Annotated in this window: 21 protein-coding genes and 1 pseudogene; 14 read left to right on the top strand and 8 right to left on the bottom strand. The window is 40.9% G+C overall.

Annotated elements, in window-relative coordinates; genetic code table 11:
• Positions 1-6: 6 nt before the first annotated feature.
• Both B9T34_RS04820 and B9T34_RS04815 read right to left on the bottom strand, forming a co-directional pair.
• Positions 7-1461: a CHAD domain-containing protein gene (locus tag B9T34_RS04820; protein WP_086212026.1), complete on the bottom strand. Its 1455-nt coding sequence runs from the start codon at positions 1459-1461 to the stop codon at positions 7-9.
• A gap of 135 nt (positions 1462-1596) precedes the next feature.
• Positions 1597-3057, bottom strand: coding sequence for a CYTH domain-containing protein (locus B9T34_RS04815; protein ID WP_086212025.1), 1461 nt, complete (start codon positions 3055-3057; stop codon positions 1597-1599).
• A gap of 310 nt (positions 3058-3367) precedes the next feature.
• Here B9T34_RS04815 and B9T34_RS04810 point away from each other — a divergent pair, with 310 nt between their 5' ends.
• The 8 genes from B9T34_RS04810 (at position 3368) to rapA (ending at position 12055) form a co-directional block, all read left to right on the top strand.
• Entirely contained in the window at positions 3368-3751 is a 384-nt protein-coding gene (locus B9T34_RS04810; RefSeq protein WP_086212024.1) for a DUF962 domain-containing protein, read from the top strand.
• 650 nt (positions 3752-4401) lie between these two features.
• A complete protein-coding gene (gene thiE / locus B9T34_RS04805; RefSeq protein WP_086212023.1) occupies positions 4402-5022 on the top strand; it encodes a thiamine phosphate synthase in 621 nt (206 codons plus the stop codon).
• A gap of 41 nt (positions 5023-5063) precedes the next feature.
• Entirely contained in the window at positions 5064-6362 is a 1299-nt protein-coding gene (gene hemL / locus B9T34_RS04800; RefSeq protein WP_086212063.1) for a glutamate-1-semialdehyde 2,1-aminomutase, read from the top strand.
• A 105-nt stretch (positions 6363-6467) separates the two neighbouring features.
• Positions 6468-6881, top strand: coding sequence for a GlcG/HbpS family heme-binding protein (locus B9T34_RS04795; RefSeq protein WP_086212022.1), 414 nt, complete (start codon positions 6468-6470; stop codon positions 6879-6881).
• Positions 6882-7103: 222 nt separating this feature from the next.
• Positions 7104-7406 carry a hypothetical protein gene (locus B9T34_RS04790; RefSeq protein WP_004280001.1) on the top strand — a complete coding sequence of 101 codons (303 nt, stop codon included), beginning with the start codon at positions 7104-7106 and terminating at the stop codon, positions 7404-7406.
• Positions 7407-7594: 188 nt separating this feature from the next.
• The gene (locus tag B9T34_RS04785) at positions 7595-8299 is read left to right on the top strand and encodes a phosphopantetheine-binding protein (RefSeq protein WP_086212021.1); all 705 of its coding nucleotides are present in this window, start codon (positions 7595-7597) and stop codon (positions 8297-8299) included.
• 132 nt (positions 8300-8431) lie between these two features.
• On the top strand, positions 8432-9076 hold the full coding sequence (locus B9T34_RS04780) for an RluA family pseudouridine synthase (protein ID WP_086212020.1): 645 nt from the start codon (positions 8432-8434) through the stop codon (positions 9074-9076).
• 141 nt (positions 9077-9217) lie between these two features.
• Positions 9218-12055 carry an RNA polymerase-associated protein RapA gene (gene rapA, locus B9T34_RS04775; protein WP_086212019.1) on the top strand — a complete coding sequence of 946 codons (2838 nt, stop codon included), beginning with the start codon at positions 9218-9220 and terminating at the stop codon, positions 12053-12055.
• A 104-nt stretch (positions 12056-12159) separates the two neighbouring features.
• Here the strand turns inward: rapA and B9T34_RS04770 are convergent, their stop codons facing one another.
• Positions 12160-12447 (bottom strand): hypothetical protein, encoded by a 288-nt coding sequence (locus B9T34_RS04770; RefSeq protein ID WP_086212018.1) that lies wholly within the window; start codon positions 12445-12447, stop codon positions 12160-12162.
• Between the two features lie 199 nt (positions 12448-12646).
• On the opposite strand from B9T34_RS04770, the gene B9T34_RS04765 reads away from it, so the two are divergent.
• Positions 12647-12913: a PAAR domain-containing protein gene (locus tag B9T34_RS04765; RefSeq protein WP_086212017.1), complete on the top strand. Its 267-nt coding sequence runs from the start codon at positions 12647-12649 to the stop codon at positions 12911-12913.
• A 151-nt stretch (positions 12914-13064) separates the two neighbouring features.
• On the top strand, positions 13065-13874 hold the full coding sequence (locus B9T34_RS04760) for an alpha/beta fold hydrolase (protein WP_086212016.1): 810 nt from the start codon (positions 13065-13067) through the stop codon (positions 13872-13874).
• 243 nt (positions 13875-14117) lie between these two features.
• Here B9T34_RS04760 and B9T34_RS04755 read toward each other — a convergent pair whose 3' ends face one another.
• The 4 genes from B9T34_RS04755 to B9T34_RS04740 all read right to left on the bottom strand — a co-directional run bounded on the left by B9T34_RS04755 (position 14118) and on the right by B9T34_RS04740 (position 18695).
• On the bottom strand, positions 14118-16502 hold the full coding sequence (locus B9T34_RS04755; protein WP_086212015.1) for a fimbria/pilus outer membrane usher protein: 2385 nt from the start codon (positions 16500-16502) through the stop codon (positions 14118-14120).
• Positions 16502-17236: a molecular chaperone gene (locus B9T34_RS04750; RefSeq protein ID WP_086212014.1), complete on the bottom strand. Its 735-nt coding sequence runs from the start codon at positions 17234-17236 to the stop codon at positions 16502-16504. Before B9T34_RS04750 ends, B9T34_RS04755 begins: the two co-directional genes overlap by 1 nt.
• A gap of 308 nt (positions 17237-17544) precedes the next feature.
• Positions 17545-18030 (bottom strand): spore coat protein U domain-containing protein, encoded by a 486-nt coding sequence (locus tag B9T34_RS04745; protein WP_086212013.1) that lies wholly within the window; start codon positions 18028-18030, stop codon positions 17545-17547.
• Positions 18031-18209: 179 nt separating this feature from the next.
• Positions 18210-18695, bottom strand: a complete 486-nt coding sequence (locus tag B9T34_RS04740; protein WP_086212012.1) for a hypothetical protein — start codon at positions 18693-18695, stop codon at positions 18210-18212.
• 293 nt (positions 18696-18988) lie between these two features.
• Here B9T34_RS04740 and B9T34_RS04735 point away from each other — a divergent pair.
• Together B9T34_RS04735 and B9T34_RS04730 are read left to right on the top strand one after the other, a co-directional pair.
• Positions 18989-19458: pseudogene (locus B9T34_RS04735) on the top strand (IS5 family transposase); the annotation flags it as partial.
• Positions 19459-19695: 237 nt separating this feature from the next.
• Entirely contained in the window at positions 19696-20373 is a 678-nt protein-coding gene (locus tag B9T34_RS04730) for a response regulator transcription factor (RefSeq protein ID WP_086212011.1), read from the top strand.
• A gap of 22 nt (positions 20374-20395) precedes the next feature.
• Here the strand turns inward: B9T34_RS04730 and fabR are convergent, their stop codons facing one another.
• Complete coding sequence (fabR, locus tag B9T34_RS04725; protein WP_086212062.1) at positions 20396-21052, bottom strand: HTH-type transcriptional repressor FabR; 657 nt, start codon at positions 21050-21052, stop codon at positions 20396-20398.
• Positions 21053-21230: 178 nt separating this feature from the next.
• Between fabR and B9T34_RS04720 the strand changes: the two genes are divergently transcribed.
• Both B9T34_RS04720 and B9T34_RS04715 read left to right on the top strand, forming a co-directional pair.
• The gene (locus B9T34_RS04720) at positions 21231-22298 is read left to right on the top strand and encodes a ferredoxin reductase (protein WP_171265127.1); all 1068 of its coding nucleotides are present in this window, start codon (positions 21231-21233) and stop codon (positions 22296-22298) included.
• Between the two features lie 15 nt (positions 22299-22313).
• Entirely contained in the window at positions 22314-23408 is a 1095-nt protein-coding gene (locus B9T34_RS04715; protein ID WP_086212009.1) for a fatty acid desaturase family protein, read from the top strand.
• Positions 23409-23459: the final 51 nt, after the last annotated feature.

Below are 23459 nucleotides of genomic sequence, written 5' to 3'. Positions count from 1 at the left end.
GATGTTTTACTGAGTCCAAAAAGTTTGCACTTGGCTAAAAGACTTTAAATTGGCTTGAATCTTTTGTTGAACAAAACTTTTTTCTGCGGCAATCCAGCCCAAGACGAACCATATTTCGGGCTGATTGTCCAAGTTTTGATTGAATAGTGCATGTGCAACCGTTAGATCATTAAAACGCCCTAAATCCTCCTGCAGAGGTTTAAGGGCTTTTAAATAGGCTTTTACCGCTGACGGAGCATATAGCGCAGCTGAAAACTCTATGCAGTAACGCAAAGTTTTGACTTGTTTGCGCAGGCGGTGTTTTTCTTCATCGTGCATTTGTTCAAAAGCAATCTGTGCAGCGCATATTTGCTTGTGCATTTTATTCAGTTTTTTGTTCAGCTGTACTTTTAGTTTTTGATGGCGCGGCTGCGGTGTATATGCAAATTCAATCAGTTCAAGCAACAGAAACGTTGTTTCTTTCGCTTGGAAAATGAGGTCAATTTTTTCAGCAGGTTGAACTGAAGCAGGTAGTTCAACAATTGGCGAGCCTACAGCTTTAAGTTCGGGAATTAAAGTTTCTGCTAGCGCATCTCGGTCGCGAGTGCCGCCAAGACCTTTGAAAATGTCTGCCAGCAGTTTTTGCCAAATGCGGGTTTGCTGCTGAAGATTGGGATCGAAATTAAATATTTTTAAAGCGCTGCGCAGCCGCCGTACTGCGACGCGCGCTTGATGCACATGTTCAACTGTATATTGGTTCAAGGCAATAGCGCTGGAATTTGGCAGTAAATGCTCAAGGCAATTGGCGATGATATCCTGTAAGGCGCTATTGCAATCTGCATGCTTGTTCAGATTTACAGCTGTTTGAGTTTGCACGGGAAGAGTGAAACTCTGCTGAGTGAGCGAATAGCCTTTTAGCGCTTTACTGCTGCGGTCAAGCCAAAGCTGGTACTTGTTCACCCAAGGCCGAATAGATTGAATTAAATCTTCAACACAGCCGCTTTTGAGTTCAAATTCAATTTCGTCTATGGCAAGGCCTGAATCCTTTTGATGAAGTGCTGTGATATTGCCTATGTCATAAGCAATTTCAATCTGACTGTTATTGATCTGCTGGATGATGCGACTGCGATGCACTTGTGTTTCAAACTGGAGTCTTAATGATGATTCAGATATAGGCGGCAATACATTGCGCAGTTTTTTATCTTTTAAATAGGGCTGTAGGTTGATGCTATCGCCGTTCTGAGCCTCAGTTTCTATTTCTAAGCGCTCAATATTGTTTTTAGGCAGTTTTAATGTTTGGCGCCATTCTTCATTTTCTAAACGAAGCCGCAGAGACATTTGACACTTGTAGAGATGGAATTCGTCTGTATCAAAATATTTGGCATGCAGCTGCAGGGGCTCTGGTTTCAACTTTTGTACAGCGCGAGCTAAAGCAGTACGTTTTGACGCTGGAATTTGAAATTTAAGCTCGATCTCAGACATTGCAATGCACCTTTGTTAAGGGTTCGGATACAGCAATACACCTATAGAGATTTGACTATAAATTAGATTGATTAAAAAATATACAAATTAAGCTATTCAAATCTAATCTATGATTTGAATAGCTCAAATATGTATTTATTTCATGAATTTACGGCTAACCATGAATTGCTCAGTCGCCTCGAGCAGCTTCTGTGCATAAACTTCCTGTTTTGCTGTCAGCCAGCCCAATACAAACCAGTCGCTGGCTTCCAATTCAGTCTGTTGAATGTAGACCGCAGAAGAGGCAAGCACTTGATACTCTTTTGCTGCAAGCTGCGCATCGTTGAGCGCTTTGCTGTATTTCTGCAAATTTTTAACATCATAGATCGACGTTAAAATAGGGAAGCTGAATTTAAGTTCCTGAATTCTGGCTGCTAATGCATCAAGGCTCTCAAAGTTTGCAATATCGGCATCATTCAAGCATTCCTGCAGCGCCTTGTATTGGTTTTGCAGGGTATTTTGCGCATACCATTTTAGATCATGCTGCTGCGGCTGGTCTTCTGCATTTAGGCTGAACATCATCAGCTCTAAATAGTGATGAACGTTCAGCGTAGATTTGACTAAGTTATGCAGTTTCTCTTGTGCATATAAAATATCTTTAGCTAAATTTTCAGATGTTGTTCTATTCTGTAAAAAAGCGCCCAAAGTGCTTTGCATGTGTTCGAAATGCTGCAGCTGCGCAAACTGATGTTCAAAAGCTTGCAGCTGATAGCCCCATTTATCGGAGATGTTGGCATTCCAATCTTTCAGTAAAGAAATGGTCAGCTGTAAATGCTGCAGTGCCAATTGCGCTTCATCAATATGTTCTTGCTGGGCAGTCTGTGCAGACATCGCGGCAATGTTTGGCAGTAAATGCTGCAGCTGCTGAGCGACCAGCTGGCGCAGGTTTTTATTGGCGGGATCTTTTTTACTCAGTAGAAATTCTTTGGCCTTTGTCGCAGGACTGACGGTTTGCTGCATAGCAAGTAAATTGCCAAGCTCTGCTTTACTGCGCACATCGAGCCAAAGCTGGTATTTTTTGACCCACTCAAAACTAAAAGCCAATAAAGATTGAATAGAACCGCTTTTCAGTTCAAATTCAACTTCATGCACTTCTTGTTCTGCAGTTGCCGTGCGGATGCAGCCAATATCTAGACATACTTCAATTTGAGCATCCTGATATTCAATGATACGGAAGGTGCGGGCAATATCAGTTTCAAATTGCAGGGTCAGCTGATCTTGCTGTGTGCCCAGTGCATTTTGCAGGATGTTTTTCGCTTCGGCATGATCTGCATAAATATCGAGGTTAAGTTCGGGCGCTTGTTCTAGTTCACCTAAATCAACATTATGCTCAAAGCGTTCGATGTGGCTTTTACCTGCAGCTTTGAGCGTCTGAATCCAGCGGGAGCCTTCCAAGCGCTGACGCAAAGCCGCATGTTTTTGAGCCATAAGGCGGTCGGGTGTATCATAATATTTGGCTTTTAGTTGAATTTGCTGTGATTTTTTTGGATCAAGCGCCTTGAGCAGCGCCGTGCGGCGGCCTTCCGGAATTTGAAATTTCAACTCAACTTCAACCATGTTTATGTCCTAATTTATAAATCGTAATCCAGCAGCAAAGCGGTATCATGAACTGCAATTGTCTACGCAAGCGATATAACAATACAGATCATTCATTTTTAGCAACTAATTCTAACCAAAAACAAATGACATGTAAGACTTGACGCCGTATTAAAGTTTTTAATTGCACAGAGATTAGCTTGCCCAATTTGAGTGAGCAAGCTTTAGCGGGAAGTTTTGTGAATCTACAATCTATGTATTGGTATTGCCTCTGGCTTTTCAGCGACTGAAAATTGCGCTATGGTGATAAAAAATCAACAGGAAGATGTCCATGAATGCGCAAGCCCCGGTTCCGCAGGAACAGCCCTCAGAACAGCATTTTGAAATGCCGATTCGCAATTATTCAGAGTTTTACCGTTTTTACCTCACGGAACACCGTAATATTATGAGCCGGCGCCTGCATGTAGCCGGCAGCACAATTGGCCTATACTTTTTTACTCAAGGTATTCGTCAGCGCAAGGCAAAATATTTTGCACTGGGGCTGCTGTCGGGATATGCCTGTGCATGGGTGGGTCATTTTGTTTTTGAAAAAAATAAACCCGCTAGCTTTAAGCAGCCTCTGTATAGTTTTATTTCTGATTGGCGCATGTTTTCAGATGTGCTGCGCGGCAATTTAAGTCTGAGAGACCGAAGCTTAGACAAAATCGAAAGCTGAATGGATAGTTTTATTGCATATTTATTGTAAGTATTAAATGAAAGTTCCAAATAAATCTGATTTAAGTGCAAATTTAAAATTTAATTTGTTTTTTAATCAAATGGTTAAAATTTAGTGAAATTTTTAAGATTACTTTTTTAGAATAATTGCTTTAAAAATAAATGAAATGAATTTGATAGCCAGATAAGACATTCAAAAATAGCATTGAAAAATACAATGTTTTCCAAGCCTAGAGCGACCTTTCTCTAGGCTTTTTTTATGGCTGGAGATATGCGCTCAAGTTTGAAAAGCTGTTGCTGAATGATGTACAGACAGGAATGAATTTATGCAAATAGGGTAGGCCTTTTGATGATTCACGTTTCCCCAAACGTTTTACTAAATCATCAAAAGGCCTAATCTTGCGCTAGTTCGTTCTTATAAGGTTTATTTTTTACTTGTTCTTATGTGTTTTATTGTACAAAGCTTAATAATTCCGCATATCCCTAGAATTGGGTATTTTGCTTTAAAAATAAGCAGCTCATCGCATTTATAAGGCTTAAGCGGGAAATGCGGCTGAAAATTCTTGGACATTGTATTTTTATAGCAAGAAATGCTTAATCTTATTAGAGTTCTGCCTATAATAGGGGCAACTTAAAAGTTGTGAATGTTGTATGCGCGGTTTATATCTAATTACCAATGATGACCCTATTGAACTGCTTTTGGCGAAACTGGAAGGCGCAATGGCGACTTATGAAGTAGCTGTTTTGCAATATCGCCGTAAAAATGTGGCAAAAGAAAATCAGGACTATGAAATTGGTTATATGAAACATTTATGCGCACAGTACAAAGTGCCATTTGTGATTAATGATGATTTGGAAGCGGCTGTACAGTACGGCGTGGGCGTGCATTTAGGTCAGGACGACGGTTCAATTCAAGAAGCTGTTGAACGTTTGCCTAAAGGCGTGCTGATTGGACGCAGCTGCAATAACTCTTTAGAACTGGCTGAACAAGCGATTGCAGACGGTGCAAATTATGTGGCTTTTGGCGCAATTTTTGCCACAGAAACTAAGCCAGAAGCAGGCAATATCGGCTTAGAAACCTTAAAACAAGCCAAAGCAAAATTGAATGTGCCGATTTGTGCAATTGGCGGTTTAACCGTAGAAAACTCTGCCGAAGTGATTGAAGCGGGTGCCGATCTTTGCGCGGTGATTAGCGATGTATTGGGCCGTTCTATGTCTGCTGTTGGGCAGCGCGTATTTGACTGGTCTGAGCTTTTTGCTGAAAAAGCTTGAGTATTGAATCGCATTTTAATTTTTTTGAGTTGAGTATTTTAATGACTTTATCTGCTAAGCAAGAACAATTATTTAAACAAGCCAGCAAGCATATTCCTGGCGGCGTAAACTCTCCTGTACGCGCATTTAATGGTGTAGGCGGTACACCAGTATTTATTGAAAAAGCGCAAGGCGCATATTTGTATGATGTAGATGGTAAACGCTATGTTGATTACGTGGGTTCATGGGGACCAATGATTTTAGGTCATGCGCATCCTGCCATTATTAAAGCCGTGCAAGATGCTGCAGTAGATGGTTTAAGTTTTGGTGCGCCAACCGTTCATGAAACGACTTTGGCAGACATTATTTGCGAAATTATGCCTTCAATTGAATTGGTTCGTATGACCAACTCAGGTACAGAAGCGACCATGACAGCAATTCGTCTTGCACGCGGCTACACTGGCCGAGACAAGATTGTAAAATTTGAAGGCTGCTACCACGGGCACTCTGACTCATTGTTGGTTAAAGCAGGTTCAGGCCTTTTAACAAGCGGTGAAGGTGAGGCAACTTCAGCAGGTGTTCCTGCAGATTTTGCAAAGCACACTTTAACGCTTCCGTACAATGATATTGCGACTTTAAAAGAATGCTTTGCAAAATTTGGTTCTGAAATTGCAGGTGTGATTGTAGAACCTGTAGCAGGCAACATGAACTTGGTGAAACCGATTGACGGGTTCTTACAAGCTATTCGTGACGTATGTGATGAGCACGGTTCTGTGTTTATTATTGACGAAGTCATGACAGGTTTCCGTGTTGGCCTAGGCGGTGCACAGGCACATTATGGCGTAACTCCAGATTTGACCACATTGGGTAAAATCATTGGCGCAGGATTGCCAGTAGGTGCATTTGGCGGTAAACGCGAAGTGATGGAATGCATTGCGCCACTGGGCAAGGTTTACCAAGCAGGTACACTGTCAGGCAACCCGCTTGCGATGCGCGCTGGTATTGAAATGTTTAAGCACCTGCGTACTGAAGGTTTTTATGAAAATCTAACAGCTCAATTGACGAAACTCCTTGTAGGCTTAGAAGCAGCTGCAGCGGAAGCCGGTATTGCATTTAAAACACAGCAAGTTGGAGGTATGTTTGGTCTTTACTTTACAGACCAAGAAGACATTACCAGCTTCGATTCAATGTTGAAATGTGATGTTGATGCATTCCGTAAATTCTTCCACGGCATGCTAACGCGTGGTGTAAACCTTGCGCCATCAGCATTTGAAGCAGGCTTTATATCTGCTGCGCACTCAGATGAAGATATTGAATTTACAATTCAAGCGGCAAAAGAAGTATTTGCTGAAATGAAGTAATTTTCATTTAAATCAGCAGATTCTGATTTAGAATAAAGCCCGCAGCCTGCTGCGGGCTTTTTGTTGTCACATGATTTAGCATGTATTGAGAAAGGGATTTTTTTAATGAAAACCAAACATTATTTAACATTGGCTGATGCAGAATTTTTACTGAATACAGCACATGCCTATGCCATCGAAAATGGCTTTAATGTCAGCATTGCGGTAACGGATGAAACGGGCAATTTGCTGGCAATGAAGCGTATGGATGGCGCATCGCCAATGACAGCTAATTTGTGTTTAGAGAAAGCCAAGTGTTCAGCCATTAGTAAGCGCCCTTCAAAATTATTTGAAGATTTGATCAAAGGCGGGCAGATGGGCTTTCTAACTATGGAAACCTTTAGCGGCATGCTGGAAGGTGGTGAGCCGATTTTGTATGAAGGGCAGTTGGTTGGCGCAATGGGCGTGTCTGGCGTGAAGTCTTTTCAGGATGCTGAAATTGCACAGCAGGCGATTGAGAAGTTTTTGGCGCAGGCCTAATATTTAAATCAGAAATTCGTTAGTTAATCTTTAAAAGCTATCTCAGTTTCACCTTTAATGATGTGTGGAACGTGAATAATCAATAAAAAACCGTTTCATTGCGCTAAAGCTTGAAACGGATTTTACTAAAGTATTGACGCTAAATAGAAAATTTAAAGCGTTTCGTATAACGTGTATTATGTTAATTTTAGAAATAATTAAAAGTTTGGAAATACTACTAAAATGCAACTTATAGAAATAGAGCCTTATTTTTGGGAACTATATGAGGATAGCGAAAATATATACCTCAATGTTTGTATAAATATGAGTGCAGTTTCTTGGGCGAAAACTATCTGCCTAGATAAACAAACGATTCAGCAATATCAGACTCAAGGAAAAGGTTTTATTGATGACTTAGCTAAAAGAATTGAAAGCAGCCAATTTAGAAAAGATTATGAAAGATTTTATTCATTTCCAGATGCCTCCGCAGAACAAAAAGAGGGAATGCTTCTAGCATTTAATGAATATAGGGCTAAGCAAAATTAAAGCCATTTAACATAATGGTCATTATACGAAATGTTAAGCAATAAGTACCTTATAAATTATCTCTTTCTATCAAAGCTCAGCTAAGCTGAAAGATTAAACAATCACATCACTAAAACATTCACGATGAGTTATTCTGCGTTAGCATCAGATTATACGTTTTAAAATTCGATTATGTACTTTGAGGTCATATGCTGTATTCCATGCCTAAAAAAATTCAACTTGCACCATCTACAGCAATATGGTCAGTAGTCTCAACACAATCTGTACTGGTGGTGGCTGGATTAAGCGAATTATTAGCAAATAATGATCTTTCAAACAGTGAACTGATGCAAAATTTAAACAGCGTCATTGCCAAAGCCAAAGCGCTGAATATTCCTATTGTTGATTTATCGGGTGCAGATGCAATGCAGGGCATGCAGCGCTTAGGTGAGCTGATGTCCAATTATCAGCAATTGATGATCGCAGGGCTGATTACCCCGCTGCTGAAACAGATCCTGCCGCATTTAATGACGGTTACATCGCAAATTTGCATTATTGACGATGCAATTTTATTGTCCAATACAGAACAGCACATTCAATGGATTGAAAGCATAGCCGAGCAAAGCATCCATCACATGAACAGCTATAGCATTACACGATTATGGAGCTTAAGCGCGCCTACAGAATATGTATTGTCATCTAAAGGCATCTTGCTGGCTGTGGCAGAGCAGTTGCATATGGAGGCCTTAGAAATTGATCTTTCCGTAGATTTGCGGCAGTACGGATTAGACTCTGTCGCTATAGTCAGTTTGATTGGCTTATGGCGTGCCAATGGTGCAAATATTCGTTACGAAGATTTCTTAAATCATCCAACGTTGCAGGATTTACTGCAAATTTTGACGGTTCAAAATTAAAATACACATAATTGGAAAAATATTTCTCCTAAATCGTAAAAATCATTATCAAATTGGCCATTTTGCATTGTATTTATTGGCTAAGCTTTTTATCATTGCGCCCTTATTTTCGCGATTGGCCTGGATTAAACATTGAATAGTTTTCTGACAGAACATCTGATTCATCGTGATGAAGATTTTATGGTGATCCATAAGCCAGCAGGCTTGCTCACTGTTCCAGGAAAAACGCCAGATTTACAGGATTGCTTAATCAGCCGCCTGCTTCAAGAAGAACCCAAAACCTTGCTGATTCACCGCTTAGACCGTGATACATCCGGCATTCTGGTTTTTGGTTTATCCCGCTTAGGTCAAAACCGCATCTCCCGTCAATTTCAAGAGCGCCAAACGTCTAAAACCTACCATGCTGTTGTGGCTGGTACTTTGGAAGGTGAAGGCACTGTTGATGTTCCCGTGGTTTATGACCCAAGCCGTCCGCCTTTGCATATTGCAGATCCTGCACATAACAAGCCAGCGCTTACTCATTGGGAAGCTATCGAAAACTTCCAGATCAATGGCGTGCCTGTGACGCGTGTAAAACTCACGCCGATTACTGGCCGCTCACATCAGCTGCGCGTGCATATGCAGTACTTAGGACACCCAATTGTGGGGGATACCTTGTATGCAGATGAGCAGCATCAGGCCTTAATGCCGAGACTTTGCCTGCATGCGGAGCGCTTGAGTTTTCAGCATCCGGCGACAGAGCAAATGATTGATTTTTTCTGTGCAGCGCCATTCTAGAAAATACCTGTTAAACATTTAAAATGATGCTCACTTTTTAGTGGGCTTTATGTCAAAATATATTGCTATTCGGTGCGGATTTTTGATCAAATATCAAACACAGTTTGAATCATAAATTTGCAGTCCTGACTTGAGAAAAAGGTGGAAAAATTGCAGCAGTTCGCTATTGGTCAACGTTGGTTATCAGACACAGAAACAGAACTGGGATTAGGGGTACTCATCGATGTAGATGAGCGATCGGTCAGCATACTTTTTCCAAAAAGCGATGAGACTCGTGTCTATGCGCGCCATAATGCGCCTTTATCGCGTATTATTTTCAATGCAGGCGATGAGCTGCAGGATCAGGAAGGTGCAACTTGGAAAGTTGAGTCGGTAGAAGACCGTCATGGCGTACTGCGCTATAACGTGATTCGCAAGCTGGAAGACGGTACAGAAGAGCGTAAAGCGCTGAATGAAACCCGTATCGGTGCAAATATTCAGCTGTCTAAACCATTAGACCGCTTATTGGCAAGCCAAATTGATTATAAAGAATGGTACGACCTGCGTATTGAATCTCTGCTTATGCAAGCCAATATGAAGTCTAGCCCATTGCGTGGTCTAGTCGGTTCACGTGTCGGCCTCATTCCGCATCAGCTGTATATTGCGCATGAAGTCGGCAAGCGTTTTGCACCGCGTGTTTTATTGGCAGATGAGGTTGGTCTGGGTAAAACCATCGAAGCGGGTTTAATTATCCATCAGCAACTCAAAACAGGCCGTTCTGATCGTATTCTGATTTTGGTGCCAGATTCACTGCAATATCAGTGGATGATTGAAATGCGCCGCCGTTTCAATCTTGAATTCTCTTTATTTGATTTGACGCGTACAGCATCAATTAAAGAACATGATCCAGATCAAAACCCATTCTTAACTGAACAGCGCATCATTGCTAGCGTCGACTTAATGATTGACCACGATGATTTGCGTGAGCAAGCATTAGAAGCTGGTTTTGACCTGTTGGTGGTCGATGAAGCGCATCACTTGATGTGGAATGAAGAAGAGGGCGGCAACGACCGTTACGATTTGGTTGAAGAATTAGCACAGCAAACTGCTGGCGTATTGCTTTTAACTGCGACTCCTGAACAATTGGGCGTAGAAAGCCATTTTGCGCGCTTGCGTTTGCTAGATCCATCTCGTTTTAATTCACTGGATCGTTTCTTGGATGAAGAAGAGCAATATCAGCAAACTGCAAAAATTGCTGAAGTGTTAATGTCAGATTTCCCGCTGGAAGCAGTTCATTTAGATGCAGTTGAAACATTGTTAGGTCAGCGCATTGATGATACGCCAGAACAGCGTTTCCGTGCGATTCACGAAATTCTAGACCGTCATGGTACAGGCCGTATTTTATTCCGCAACACGCGTGAAGCAATTCAAGGTTTCCCTGGCCGTGATTGTCAGCCTGCAGCGTTGCCTGCACCTGCAAACTGGTCTAAAGACGGTAAGCTGCGTGAGCAAATGTGGCCTGAAGAAGCACAGTTAGATGGCGCTTGGATGGAACATGATCCGCGTGTTATGTGGCTGATGGAAAAACTGCGTACAGATTTAAAACACAACAAAGTGTTATTGATTGCGCGCAGCGGTCCTGTGGTTGAGGCGCTGGAAAATGTACTGCGCTTGCATGCGGGCATTCGTACCGCAATGTTCCATGAAGGCATGAGCCTATTGGAACGTGACCAAGCGGCTGCTTACTTTGCCGAAGAATCGTATGGCGCGCAAATTTTACTGTGCTCTGAAATTGGTTCTGAAGGGCGTAACTTCCAGTTTGCTTCTGACTTGGTGCTGTTTGATTTGCCAGCCAACCCAGACGTATTGGAACAGCGTATTGGCCGTTTAGACCGTATTGGGCAGCAAAACCGGATTCAAATTCATGTGCCGTATTTGTCAGGCACTGCGCAAGAGCGCATGTTCCGCTGGTACAACGAAGGCTTAAACATTTTCAGCAATATTTCTCCAACTGCGCAAACTTTGCAGGAAAACTTCATTGTGAACTTAAAAGACTGCCTATTGGCAGACTTAGGTCAGCAGTTTGAAGATTTGCTGGAAGAAGTGTCTGTTCAGCGTGAAGCGCTTGAAGCAGAACTGCAGGCAGGCCGTGACCGCTTGCTGGAATACAACTCTTGCCGTCCAATTGTGGCGCAGGAAATTGTGACCGCGCTGGAAGATTACGACGACAACACCACTTTGCCAATGTTTATGAAACGCTTTATGGCGGCTACAAATATTGATTTTGATGAGCAAAGCAACGGTACAGTGATCATTAAGCCAACCGATCAAATGCAGGTGCAAGGCCTGACATTAGACGAAGACGGCATGACGGCCACTTTCTACCGCGATCAGGCGCAACTGCGTGAAGATGCGCAGTACCTGACTTTGGAACATCCATTCACAGAAAGTGTGATGGAAATGATTAATACACAGGGCTTCGGCAGCACCAACGTGGCTGTGTTGAAATCGGCAGCGTTGCCGCAAGGCTCTGTGCTGATTGAAGTTTGGTTTAAAGTAGATGTGATTGCGCCGAAGGCGTTGAACCTACCGTCTAGCTTGCCGCAGCAGCTGATTCGTGTATTGCTCAGCGAAAAAGGCCAAGATTTATCGTTAAAAATCGCGCCTGAAATTTTGAAGCCATACTTGCATCACTTAGATGGCAACAGCTGCCGTCAAGTAGTGAAAGCACGCCGTGATGTGATTGAAGAGCGTTACAATCAAGCGTTGGACATTGCCAAAGCGGCATTGCCAAACTTCAAGCAGCAGGCCAAAGAAGTGTATGGCAGCAAGTGGCAATATGAAATTGACCGTTTGACTTACTTAAAGCAATTTAACCCAAGTATTCGTGAAGATGAAATTTCACGTCTGCAAAAATTGCAAAAGGAAGGTTTAGGTTTGCTGGATGGTTTATCTGTAAGCCCTGAAGCAATTCAAGTGATGGTGGTGGTGAAGCCTTAAACGGGTTCAACCTTCCAATAAAAAAGCGCCTAAAGTGGCGCTTTTTTATTACAGATATAAAAATGAATTTTTAATATCTGCTGCAAAATGTGCGGAACAAAAATTTAAGCCAAAAATTCCTCAAAATGCTGCCAAATTTTGGCTGCAGCTTTTTCAGCACGGTCTGAAGTTTTTTTGATACCTAAAAACTCATGTTCTATCTCTTGCAGACAGCCTGCTATGTTTGCTGCGGTTGCGCTTTCATTTTCAAGTACATCAAGCACATCCGCAATATAAGCATCATATTCATCTTTCATAGACGTATTTTTACGGATATTCAGCGGGTCCCAATCTTGCAGAAGTACCTTTTGAATCTGCTGAATAAAAATATCTGAACGATCTTCAGAACTCATGGAAACCTCAAAATAGATGAATTATTCTTAAAAGCTAGTATAGCTCGGATACAGCATAAATCTGTACGATTGCCAAGCTGCAGTACTCAACTGCTTTAAATAAGCACTGGAAAAGTTGAGTAAACTCGAGCTGCCGGTTCAATTGCTTTAGAATAGCCGCAAAATAAAAATCTCTTAGAATAATAAGAAGGAAAGCCGTATGGCAAAAGCACTGGTAACACTTGGCTCGCAAACTTCTCATGGCGGCGTAGTCACGGAGTGTGAAAACACATTTACCATCAATGGGATTGCTGTGCATTTAAATGGCATGAAGCATTTTTGCCCAAAGTGCAAAGCGACTGTGGCATCAATTGCATCTGATCAAACAACAACAGTCAAAGGGCGGGCAGTGGTGATCGTAGGGGACAAAACGACATGTGGCGCATCCTTTATGCCAAATCAAAATTTGGTTGTATCCGCAAAATAAGTGAAGCAGATAAGTACGTTTAATATTTCTGTACAGGGTTTTGATTTCATGTTTTGAGTGACTGTAGATTCAAATTAATGTGCAGTTCTGCAATTACTCAGATCAAAATTAAACGCTAGGCTGGAGCTATTCTATTATTAGGCCCTGCCATATGACACAAGCTATTCATTTTACGCATGCCAATGGCATTCCTGCTGCAAGCTATCAAAAGTTTTTTAATGCTTTTGGTGCCGATTTTTGCATTAAAGCGATTCCATTGATTGGTATGAGTGCTGAATATCCTGTGACCTACACGTGGAAGCATTTGGTTAATCAAGTCATTGATGATATTGAAAAACAATTTGGGCAGCAGAAGGTCATTGGTTTGGGGCATTCTTTCGGCTCTTTGGTTAGCTTAATGGCAGCATACCAGCGCCCAGATTTGTTTTCGCAATTAATTATATTGGACCCGCCTTTTGTGATTGGCGGTAAATCTTTTATATTTGAAGGCATTCAGAAATTAAAGCTGAAAGCGGTAGATAAGATTACGCCAGCAGGCATGACCTTAAAGCGGAATGATCATTGGCAAAGTTTTGAAGAAGCCTATGCGGCACTGCGCAATAACCGCTTATTTAAAAGTTTTGATGAACAGTGCTTTAATGATTATTTTTCGCATGGTCTTCAGACTGATGAACAGCGCGGCGGGGTAACGCTGAGTATTCCTAAACAAGTGGAAGCGCATATTTTTCGAACTGTGCCAGCATGGTGGTGGCGTACTCCGCGTAAAGCGCCAAATGTGCCTGTGCATTTAATTACTGCAGCGCAGAGTCCTTTTTATAAGCAAGGCTTGCCTGACGGAATGAAAAAAAATTACGGCATTGATTTTAGTATAGTTGATGGTGGGCATATGTTTCCATTGGAAAGTCCTGATCTGACTGCACGAACAGTAAAAAAAATAATAGAAATGCAAAGCGCAAATTAAACAGGAGATACTGGGTTTTGGGACAAGTGAATTTTGAATAAAATCCAGCTCACAATGTTGCAGAATATATTTCTCATTCTTTTTCTTTGATTAAGTCAGACCAGTACCACAGGCTGATCAGTTTGTATTTTAGCATTCAGGTCACTTCATATGACGCAAAAAAAAGAGCTGATTGATAGCTCTTTTTTGTACTTTAGCGGCAGGTTAAAATGACTAATTCATGTTAGCCTTACCAGGCTCAAATTACTTACAGATCAGTGTGATTGGCTGGTCAGTCTGTGTTTCAGTATTCAGGTCAAATTCACTTTTACAGACAGCCGTGTCAGTTTGAACTTCAATGCGGTAGTGTTTATTCGTTAAACCATAAACCGTGATCATTTCATTGCTGCCAACAGGATATTTGGCATTCTCTTCAGAAACAAAGTTCACAATACTGCCTTTTTCAATGGTTTTTTGATTTGAGTCAACAAATCTGAACTTAGCATCGCGGGTTTCTTGCTGTTCCGGTATTTTAAACTCAATGACATATCCACGCTGATGCAGGGGCGTAATGGCACGGTAAGTTTCATCAATATTGCGCTCTACAGATAGCTGGGTTTCATCGAATCCAATATTGTTCTGCGTATATCCATACAGATTGTAGCTAAAGATTTCCCCGTTTTTATCTGTCTTGCCGATATGGGAACCATTACTGTAAATATCTACATCTGGTGAACCTTCAAGGCGAATCAGTGAGAAACTGTTGTTTATGTATTTGCTCAGGTCAAAATTTTTCCCCAACCAGACCACTGAACCCATATAGTTTGCTGAATAGTACTGACGGTTGTCTGTTTGCAGATACTGCAGTCCAAGATCGCCTGCATTGGTTTTTATGCGTGTAGACAGATTTCCAGAGTACACATCATGCGAACGGCTTGCGCCTATACTGTAGTCAAAGCCTGTATTTTCAGAGGTACTGTGACTGAATTGCAGGCTGGTTTCATGTTCATCACGCTGAGAAAAGCTTGCTGATTTTCTGCTGTCGTTAAATGTATAGCTCAGCATGAGGTCAAAACTTGCATTGTCCTTACTTACAGCGTCATAAGATACACCAAGGCTGCCAAACAGCCCGCGTGCCAGATGTCTGCTGCTTCTTAAGTTGAAAATTTTCTGATCGGTTTGAGAAACTGGTCTGTAATTTCTTTCAACGTAACTTAAAGACAGATTGTTCAGTACAGGGATGTTGTATTTGGACAAATAGACCTGATGTTCCTGTTTAGGTAAATAACCTGTTTTATAGTCATCTAGACCTAGCATGCGGAAGTCTTCGCTATAATATTGTGAACGCAGACCTATGCTGTAATCCTGTAAATCGCGTTTGAATTCTGCATTGACGGTATAGCCATCCAGTCCCCAGTCATCTACACGGCTGTATGCAGAATTGATTTCCAGTAAACCCATTTTATACAGATACTGACTCCACAGTAGCCCAGCGCTTTCTAGTGATTTGCTGTAGTCAGCAACGGCGCCTAGCGTGGTGTATTCGCTTATACCGTGCCGGACATAGGTGCTGCCAAACCAGTCGCGGTAGTCTTCATCATCAAAAGCATAGTTATAACGCAATTTACCTACAGAAAGGTTATAGTCTGTTAAGCCTGGACGGAGTAGGCGCTGATTCACAAAAATATCCATGCTCTGAACTTTGGTGTTGCCCAATACGTCCTTAACAATAATGTCAGCACTGCCAAGTCCGTTAAAGCCAATATTACTGTCTATACTGAACTGCCCAGGGTTAACCCTACCACTGTATGCCTGTGCACCATTAATGATTAAGTCAACACTGGACTGAGTCAGGGCGCTGCCCTGAATGGAAGGTGTGTTCCAGTACGTAAAACCAGAGCGGCTGGTGAAGTTGGTGCCAAAACTTAAACCACCAAAGTAAAAGGACTGATTCAACCCTGTATAGGTACTGATGTTGTCACCCAGTTTCAGGGTGGTCATCTGTTCTGGAAATTCAAAACTTAAGGATGTGTTTAAGCGGCTGCTCTTAAAGTCTGAGTCCTGATTGTTTTCATAGTCTTTTTGGAATAGATGTCCACTGTTGAACAGCATGTTCTTCCAGAAAATGTTCAGGTCTGTAGATGCACTCAGCTGTTTGTTGTAATCCCCATCCTGAAAATAGGTGTTGTAGTTAATAAAACCGCCCAGACCTGGGAATTCCAGTTTTGCAGCCTGCTGTGCGTGCAGCTTCTGATTTTGCAAGTATTGAACAGGTATGCTGAGTTTCAGCAGTTGTGATTTTTCATCGACTTCAATACCAATATCAGGGCGGTCAATTAAGCAGTACTGAGCATTGTTGTTGTTCAGAAAAGAAAATCTGGAAATATTGACAAAGCCTGTTTTAAGCGGGGCACATTCAATAAAAAGCTGATTATTCTGTCTGATGACAAGGGCTTCCTTTTGCAGGTCAATGCCATTGACCCAGATACCTGCAATACTGTGCTTTACTGTGGGTGTATCTGCTGCGTCAGCCTGTGGCGTTTCGGTTAAGACATTCTGAGCAACTGCAATTTCGGTATGCAGACAGCAAACAACAAGCAAAAGTACAGCGGGTTGTGGAATACTTTGTTTTAGTTTTCTAATAACCATTATTGCTGCTCCACGACGTCAAAACTCAGTGTTTTTGAGTCTGGTGTTTTTGTAACCAGTTTTAGCGGTGTGCCGGCAGCTACTGTAAAATTTTTCAGATTCAGCTGAACTTGTTGATGAGGGAGTACATATTTGAGTTCGCTGCTGTTGTACAGTGTTTTACCTGTGGGATTTTGCAATGTAAATTCAGACATCTGGAAGTGCGCAGTTCCTGCATTTTTTGCCAGTATGACAGGCTGGTTATTTGCATTTTTTGCAAGCACGAAAGACATGTCTGCCTGAAAGCCTTTGCCTGCAAACAGCGGAATATTAAAACCGTAATTAAATTTGATACCCTGAGATTTTTCAGCATCTGGCAGAGGCGTGAAGACCACTCTCCATGCGGCTTCCTGCTTTAATTGCATATCTGCAACGGGTTGTCTGAATCCCATGCGAATCATGCGCTTTGTGCCAGGTTCCAGTACAAAAGATAGTGGATTGACCATCAGCTCAGTATCTGGTGTTAAAATGTCTTGACCTGAAGCATCCTGAGACCAGCGAAATACACTGACTTCATAGCTTTGAGCTTTTTCATCACTGCTGGCGACAAGATTGGTTGCGGTGCTGCGCTGTCCTTTTTCCCCACCGATGTTCAGCTGGACTGGAAAAATGGTTACATTTGCATGAACAGGCATACAGAACAGGGTTGCTGAAGTTAAAAATAAGCTGAATTGTTTGGCTGTTTTTGCAAACATATATTTCCCCAGACGGCATTTCACATGTTGAAAATCGTCTATTTAAAACAATATAGTGAATAATAAGAACCATTCATTTTTACTGAACTGTGTTTGTATTAAGCATGTTTATAAAGCAGAGAGTTGCAACAGTTGCTGTAATAAAATATGAAGTAAAATATTGAATGGATATTGCAAAAATCGTTTTAACCAAAGTCTTGAGTTAAATGGTATTTGAATTGATTTTTTGCTGCAGATAACAACAGAACAAATATTTTACTTCGTGAAGTGCGTTAAATATGCATTGAAATATTCAGCGCATAAAACTTTCAGTAGGTCATGTTAATAGTTACTGTGTCTGTATATTCGCCGGCCATGTAGTTGCTAGATACCAGAGCGACAGGAAGTTTTGCACTCAGTGTATAATCGGTTGCTGTGGTTGAAATAGAAGGCGGTACGTTTGTCGCAGGGCCATTGACAGCAACAGCAAGAGAGCCGCCTGTGACTTCAAGATTGTACGGAATTTTAGCGCTTGCATTGTTTTTGTGTATTACCTCAGATGCGCTTTGTCCTGTTTTGTTGGCAGATTTTACCTCCAGTGTATAAGGCACATTGCATTTAATACTGAATTTTTCATCGATAGCACTTCCATCCACAGGAAGGACTTTATTGATTGAGGGTGCGGTACCCGTCAGGTTACATGCAGCTGGAACAGTCAGGGTGTAGTTTACGGTTATACTTTGACTAGCAGCATAAGCACTGAATGCGAAACCGCTTAACAATAAAACGCCAGACAGTTTGAATAAAGAATGCATAGGTTTTGAGTATCCTGATGTAAGTGAAAATTATATTGAAAAGAAAAGAAATACAGGGTTTAGTTTAAAATTGAATAGTTTTTTATAAATAACCCAAAGTAGGTATTTTAAAAAATGAAGAAACTATTTTTTCAATGAATAAAGATCAGTTTTAATAAACTGTAGGAACGATATATAAGTCAGAAAGTATTCACACTAAATATCATGGATGAATGGTATGTACCTACAGGGTATTTACTTAGATCACCAAAATCAGGTGGTGCAATTTCAGTATATGAAGTTATATTTCTTGTATCGCCGTACGACACCATTCTATCGAAATTTGCGGATGCTTCGTATGCACTTTGACTTCCACCTACAAGACCTCCAGTTCCATCCCAGTCTGCACCGTATCGGCTATTGAATCCTACAGGAATGACATGATTTGGCTGGTGATCTAAATAGAAAACACCCGTATTATCTTTTTTATATATCCATTCAAAAGCTGGACGAACCCGCTGGCTACAATTTTTGAAATATACTTTTGTTTTGATCCGTGCCGGATTACTTGAATTCAGATGAACAATGCCAGCGTCCTGAGAAGTAGTACACGGAGTTGCGGAATAGGCAGGGTTGAGCATACTGAACAGGCAAATGCTGCCAATTAGAGCTTTGGTTTTTTTCATTGATAAAAGTCCAGAATTCTTTGCTTCAATGTATTCATTCTGAATTTTGAGTACATACCTATTTTTAAGTATTTGAAATTTAAATCAGCATAAAAGTTCAAAAGATGATGGCTGGAGCATTCAGCTCCAGCCAGATGGTTTAACTTCACTCACAATTACATTTCATATAAGCACTTTCAGCATGGGTTTCTGTTGCAATACCTGTAAGCAGAAGCTCATTTTCAAGCTGTTCCATCAGTAAATATGATTCGTATAGGCTCACACTGCAGGCACTGAAAGCATGAGCCTATACGAGTCATGTGAGAGCACATCAACATGCTGCTGGTATCAAAGACCAATCTATTACTAAAAGCATCGGCGGAAACAGTTCTAAAATCCACTTAGCTGTAGATGCAAATGGAAACCCGTTCGAATTTACCATTGGTGATGTCACAACGCATGATGTGAAAGTTGCATCTGATTTAATTGATTATTTGAGTTTAGAAGAAACAGAAATGTTGTGTGCTGATAAGGGTTACGATTCAGAATTGCTTAGAGAGAAAATCGAAAAAACTCAAACAAAAGCAAATATTCCAAAGAAGTGTAATTCTAAATCCAGCAATAAACATATGGATTGGTATTTATATAAAATCAGAGACTTAATTGAAAACGCATTTGCAAGATTGAAGCATTTCAGAGGTATAGCAACACGTTACGATAAGCTAAAGCAGAATTATGCAAACTCAGTTGCTTTAGCCTGTATTTTATTTGGTTACCATTATGAAATGTCAACAGACCCTAATCAGGAATGAGTCATTTGAAATTTAAGGTGTTTGCCTATTGGCGAATAATTCATTACAAGATTGCGTATGATTTAGAATTTATAATACAACCTATTTCACATAAAAATCATAATGGGTTGAATTCCTCAATTTAATATATTCAATATCCCTAATTCTAGGGATAGTACTTTAGATTTTAACAATAAATACTTCAGGAGTTAAATGAAAGGTATAATAAAATGAACTTCGAATTTCCTTTACTCAAGCCAATGCTCGTTCTCGAAGATGACCCAGCGCATCAACTTAGAATCTATAAAATTCTAGAAAGTTTTGGTTATGAAAAGCAGGATATTTTATTCTCTCAAACCATAGATTTTGCTAAAAATATCTGTCGTTCAAATTCAGTAAAATTTATGCTGGTTGATTTGAATTTGCCAGATGGCAGCGGTATTGATTTTATTGAAGGCATTCGGGATAAAATCGCAAGCACTGTTCCTATTATGGTGCTTTCTTCATGGAATACATTCGATGTTATTTATAAAGCTTTGCATGTAGGGGCAACTGGTTATGTTCTGAAAGAAAAAGATGATTTTGAACTCATGTTTTCAATACGGACTATGTTGAAAGGCGGTGCAATTATTGATCCTGCTATAGCAAAAAAAATACTCAAGAATATAAATTCCGCTTCAGAGCTAAGCTTTGATGTAAATGAGAATGTTGATACTAATTTATCAATGCGAGAAAAAGAAATTTTGGCATGTGTGGCAAATGGATTAAGTAACCGTGAAATAGGGGTGGAACTTAATATTTCAAAATTTACTGTAGATGTGCATGTCAAAAATATTTACCAAAAATTAGCCGTAAATTCGAGAACAAAAGCGGTACACGCAGCGAAGAAAATTGGCTTAATTCACTAAAACTGCGTGATTTAATTATGCTTTACCGAATCTTTGCTTCGTCAATATGACGGGCGCCTTCTAAAATCATTCTAATCATAATCATGGTCTGTTCAGCCACTTCTTTACGGTCGCCTGCAGGTAAATCAATCACTTTGGCGCCCATATTGAACACCAGCTGGGTGATGCCTTTGGCCACAATTTCGGGATGAGATAATTTGCTGTGGTTCAAACGCTCTAAAGTAATCAGATCTTCTTTCAGCTCTTGCTGAAAAAAATTTAATTGCCGTTCAACCGCTTGTTTATAAGATGTAGAGCCTGTGTAGCCTTCGCGCAGCAAAAGGCTTAAATTGCCTTCATCCACATTCAATTGCTCAATAAATACTTCTACTGAACTTCGAATAATGCTTTGCTGTCTAGAGGCTTTAAGACGCGCTTCATGCAGGATTTGACGTAAAACTAAACCTGAACGGTCAATCAGCTCAATGGCGAGTTCATCAATATCTTTAAAATGGCGATAAAAACTATTTGGGGCAATGCCTGCTTCACGAGCCACTTCACGTAAACTGAGTGATGCAATGCTTTTTTGCGGTCCAATTAAATTTAATGCTGCTTGAAACAGTTCTTCTTTAGTAATTGTTGCCTTACGTCCAACTGTACGGACAGCCACTGTTTCAGTGATTGCTTGATCTTCGAGCATAATACCTAATTTCACTTTCAATGCAGACGGAACCATATTTTTCAATGGATTAGAAACCATAACATATTAACGCAAAAGCTTACAGTTTTTGTAGGGTATCGATAAAATACATGAATATATATACAAATATATATACATGTGTATAATAATTAAAAACCGCAATGAGATGTCCGTGACTATGCATGCAATTCAAAAAACGAAACAGCCTTTGGGATTCTTTACAGAGAGCGTTGTTGACTTGAATGCTGTCAATTTTTGGCTGCAGAAATTCAACCCGCTTTGGTCGAGCAATCAAGCTTTAGCAAAAGTTGTGCATAAAGAAATGGCTGCTGCAGATTTAGCCAGCTTTACATTGCTGGTGAACCGTCATTTCAAATTTGGTGCAGCAGGGCAGCATCATCCGGTTTTTGTAAGCGTAAACGGCGTGCGCTATGAACGCAGTTACAGTCTGACTCAGCTGGATGCGCATCATGTTTTATTGAGCGTTAAAAAAGCTGAAGGCGGAAAAGTAAGTTCATGGCTGGTTGAGCAGGCAAAAGAAGGCGATATTATTGAGTTTGGATTGCCCTTTGGCGACATGACAGTTTCTTTAGGCCAGCCTTTGGTTTTGCTGGCGGCAGGCAGTGGCATTACACCAATGTACAGCATGCTGATGTCTTTGCAGAAAAAGAACCAACTGAAAAATCAGCAAATAGAATTGCTGTATTGGGTAAAACGTCACGAAGATGCTGCTTTTAAAGGTTATTTTGAGCAGTTGGCAAAAGCTAATTCAAATTTCAAATTTCAAATTTTCTATACGCAAGAAGATGCAGCCGATGAGCGTTTAAATACAACACATGCATCAGCTATTGCGCATCTTACAGAAAGTACGGTATTTGCATGCGGACCTTCTGGGTTTACAGCCAAAGCGGAAGAGTTGTTTGCACCTATGGCGAATCATTTCCAAAGTGAAGCATTCAGCATGAGTGTTGCTGTAAATGACGACGTAGGTTTTGTCAATGTGACTCTGACGCAGTCAAATAAAATAATCAGCATTCCTAAAGGTCAATCTATTTTGGCCAGCTTGGAACAGCAGAATATTAAGCCTACACATGGCTGCCGCATGGGAATTTGCAATAAATGTGTATGCGTTAAATCTGAAGGGTCAACAAAAAACCTCGTGAACGGCGCGCAAGACTCAGAGCCAAGCCATGCATTAAAAATTTGTGTGAATTCAGCTCAAACTGATCTCGTAATTGATTTATAAGGTAGGACAAAAAACATGAACATGCCTGTAAAAATTGAATATTTTAAAAACCCAAAAAATCGTGAGCTGACTCAGTCGGATTTAGACAATCTTGCCCGTGAACTAGATGCAATTAAACAAGAAGTGCTGGATGATATTGGCGAGAAAGATGCCAAATATATCCGCCGCGTGTATTCTACGATCCGTTATTCTTCTTTGGCTGGCCGCGCGTTGTTGTTTGCTGGCTGGTTCCCGCCTGCATGGCTTTTAGGCACAGGTTTGCTTGGTTTTGCCAAGATTATGGAAAACATGGAATTAGGACACAATGTCATGCATGGTCAGTATGACTGGATGAATGATCCAAAGTTCCATGGTCCAAGCTATGAGTGGGATATTGTGGGTACGGCGGATAACTGGCGTCAAACGCATAATTACAAGCATCATACCTATACCAATATTAAAGGCATGGATGATGACATTGGTTACGGCTTGCTGCGTTTATTCCCTGAGCAGCGCTGGAAGCCAGGCTACCTGCTTCAGCCGCTGTATAGCATTCCATTTTGCTTGCTGTTCCAGTGGGGCGTTGCCATTCAAAACCTTGAAATTGGCCGAGTGATTTATAAGCGCAAAACATGGAAACAATTTGTACAAGAGTGGAAGCCAACGCAGAGCAAAATTGGCAAACAGTTCTTTAAAGATTATTTCTTCTTCCCGCTGATTGCCGGCCCAGCAGCACTGCCTGTGTTTACCGGTAATTTAGTGGCGAATGGCATTCGTAACGTTTGGACGTTCAGTATTATTTTTTGTGGTCACTTTACCAAAGATGTGGAAGTGTTCCCGAAATCTGTTTTGCAGGATGAAAGCCGCGGTCACTGGTATATGCGTCAAATCCGCGGTTCTTCAAACCTGACTGGTTCTGAAGCGTTTCATATTTTGACTGGTCATTTAAGCCATCAGATTGAACACCATTTATATCCAGATGTTCCAGCACGCCGTTACCGTAAAATGGCGCCAAAAGTGCAGGCAGTGTGTGAAAAATATGGCTTGAACTACAACAATGCCAGCCTTGTAAAACAATACGGCAGTGTGATTAAGCGTATTGTGAAATATGCGTTCCCATTTACAAAATAAGAGCGCAAATAAAAAAGGCCATGCAATTGCATGGCCTTTTTTATTGAATCA

Source organism: Acinetobacter sp. ANC 3813, assembly GCF_002135435.1.
Classification (GTDB): Bacteria; Pseudomonadota; Gammaproteobacteria; order Pseudomonadales; family Moraxellaceae; genus Acinetobacter.
The sequence above is the reverse complement of the archived record's forward strand: the minus strand, read 5'-3'. Positions and strand labels throughout refer to the sequence as shown.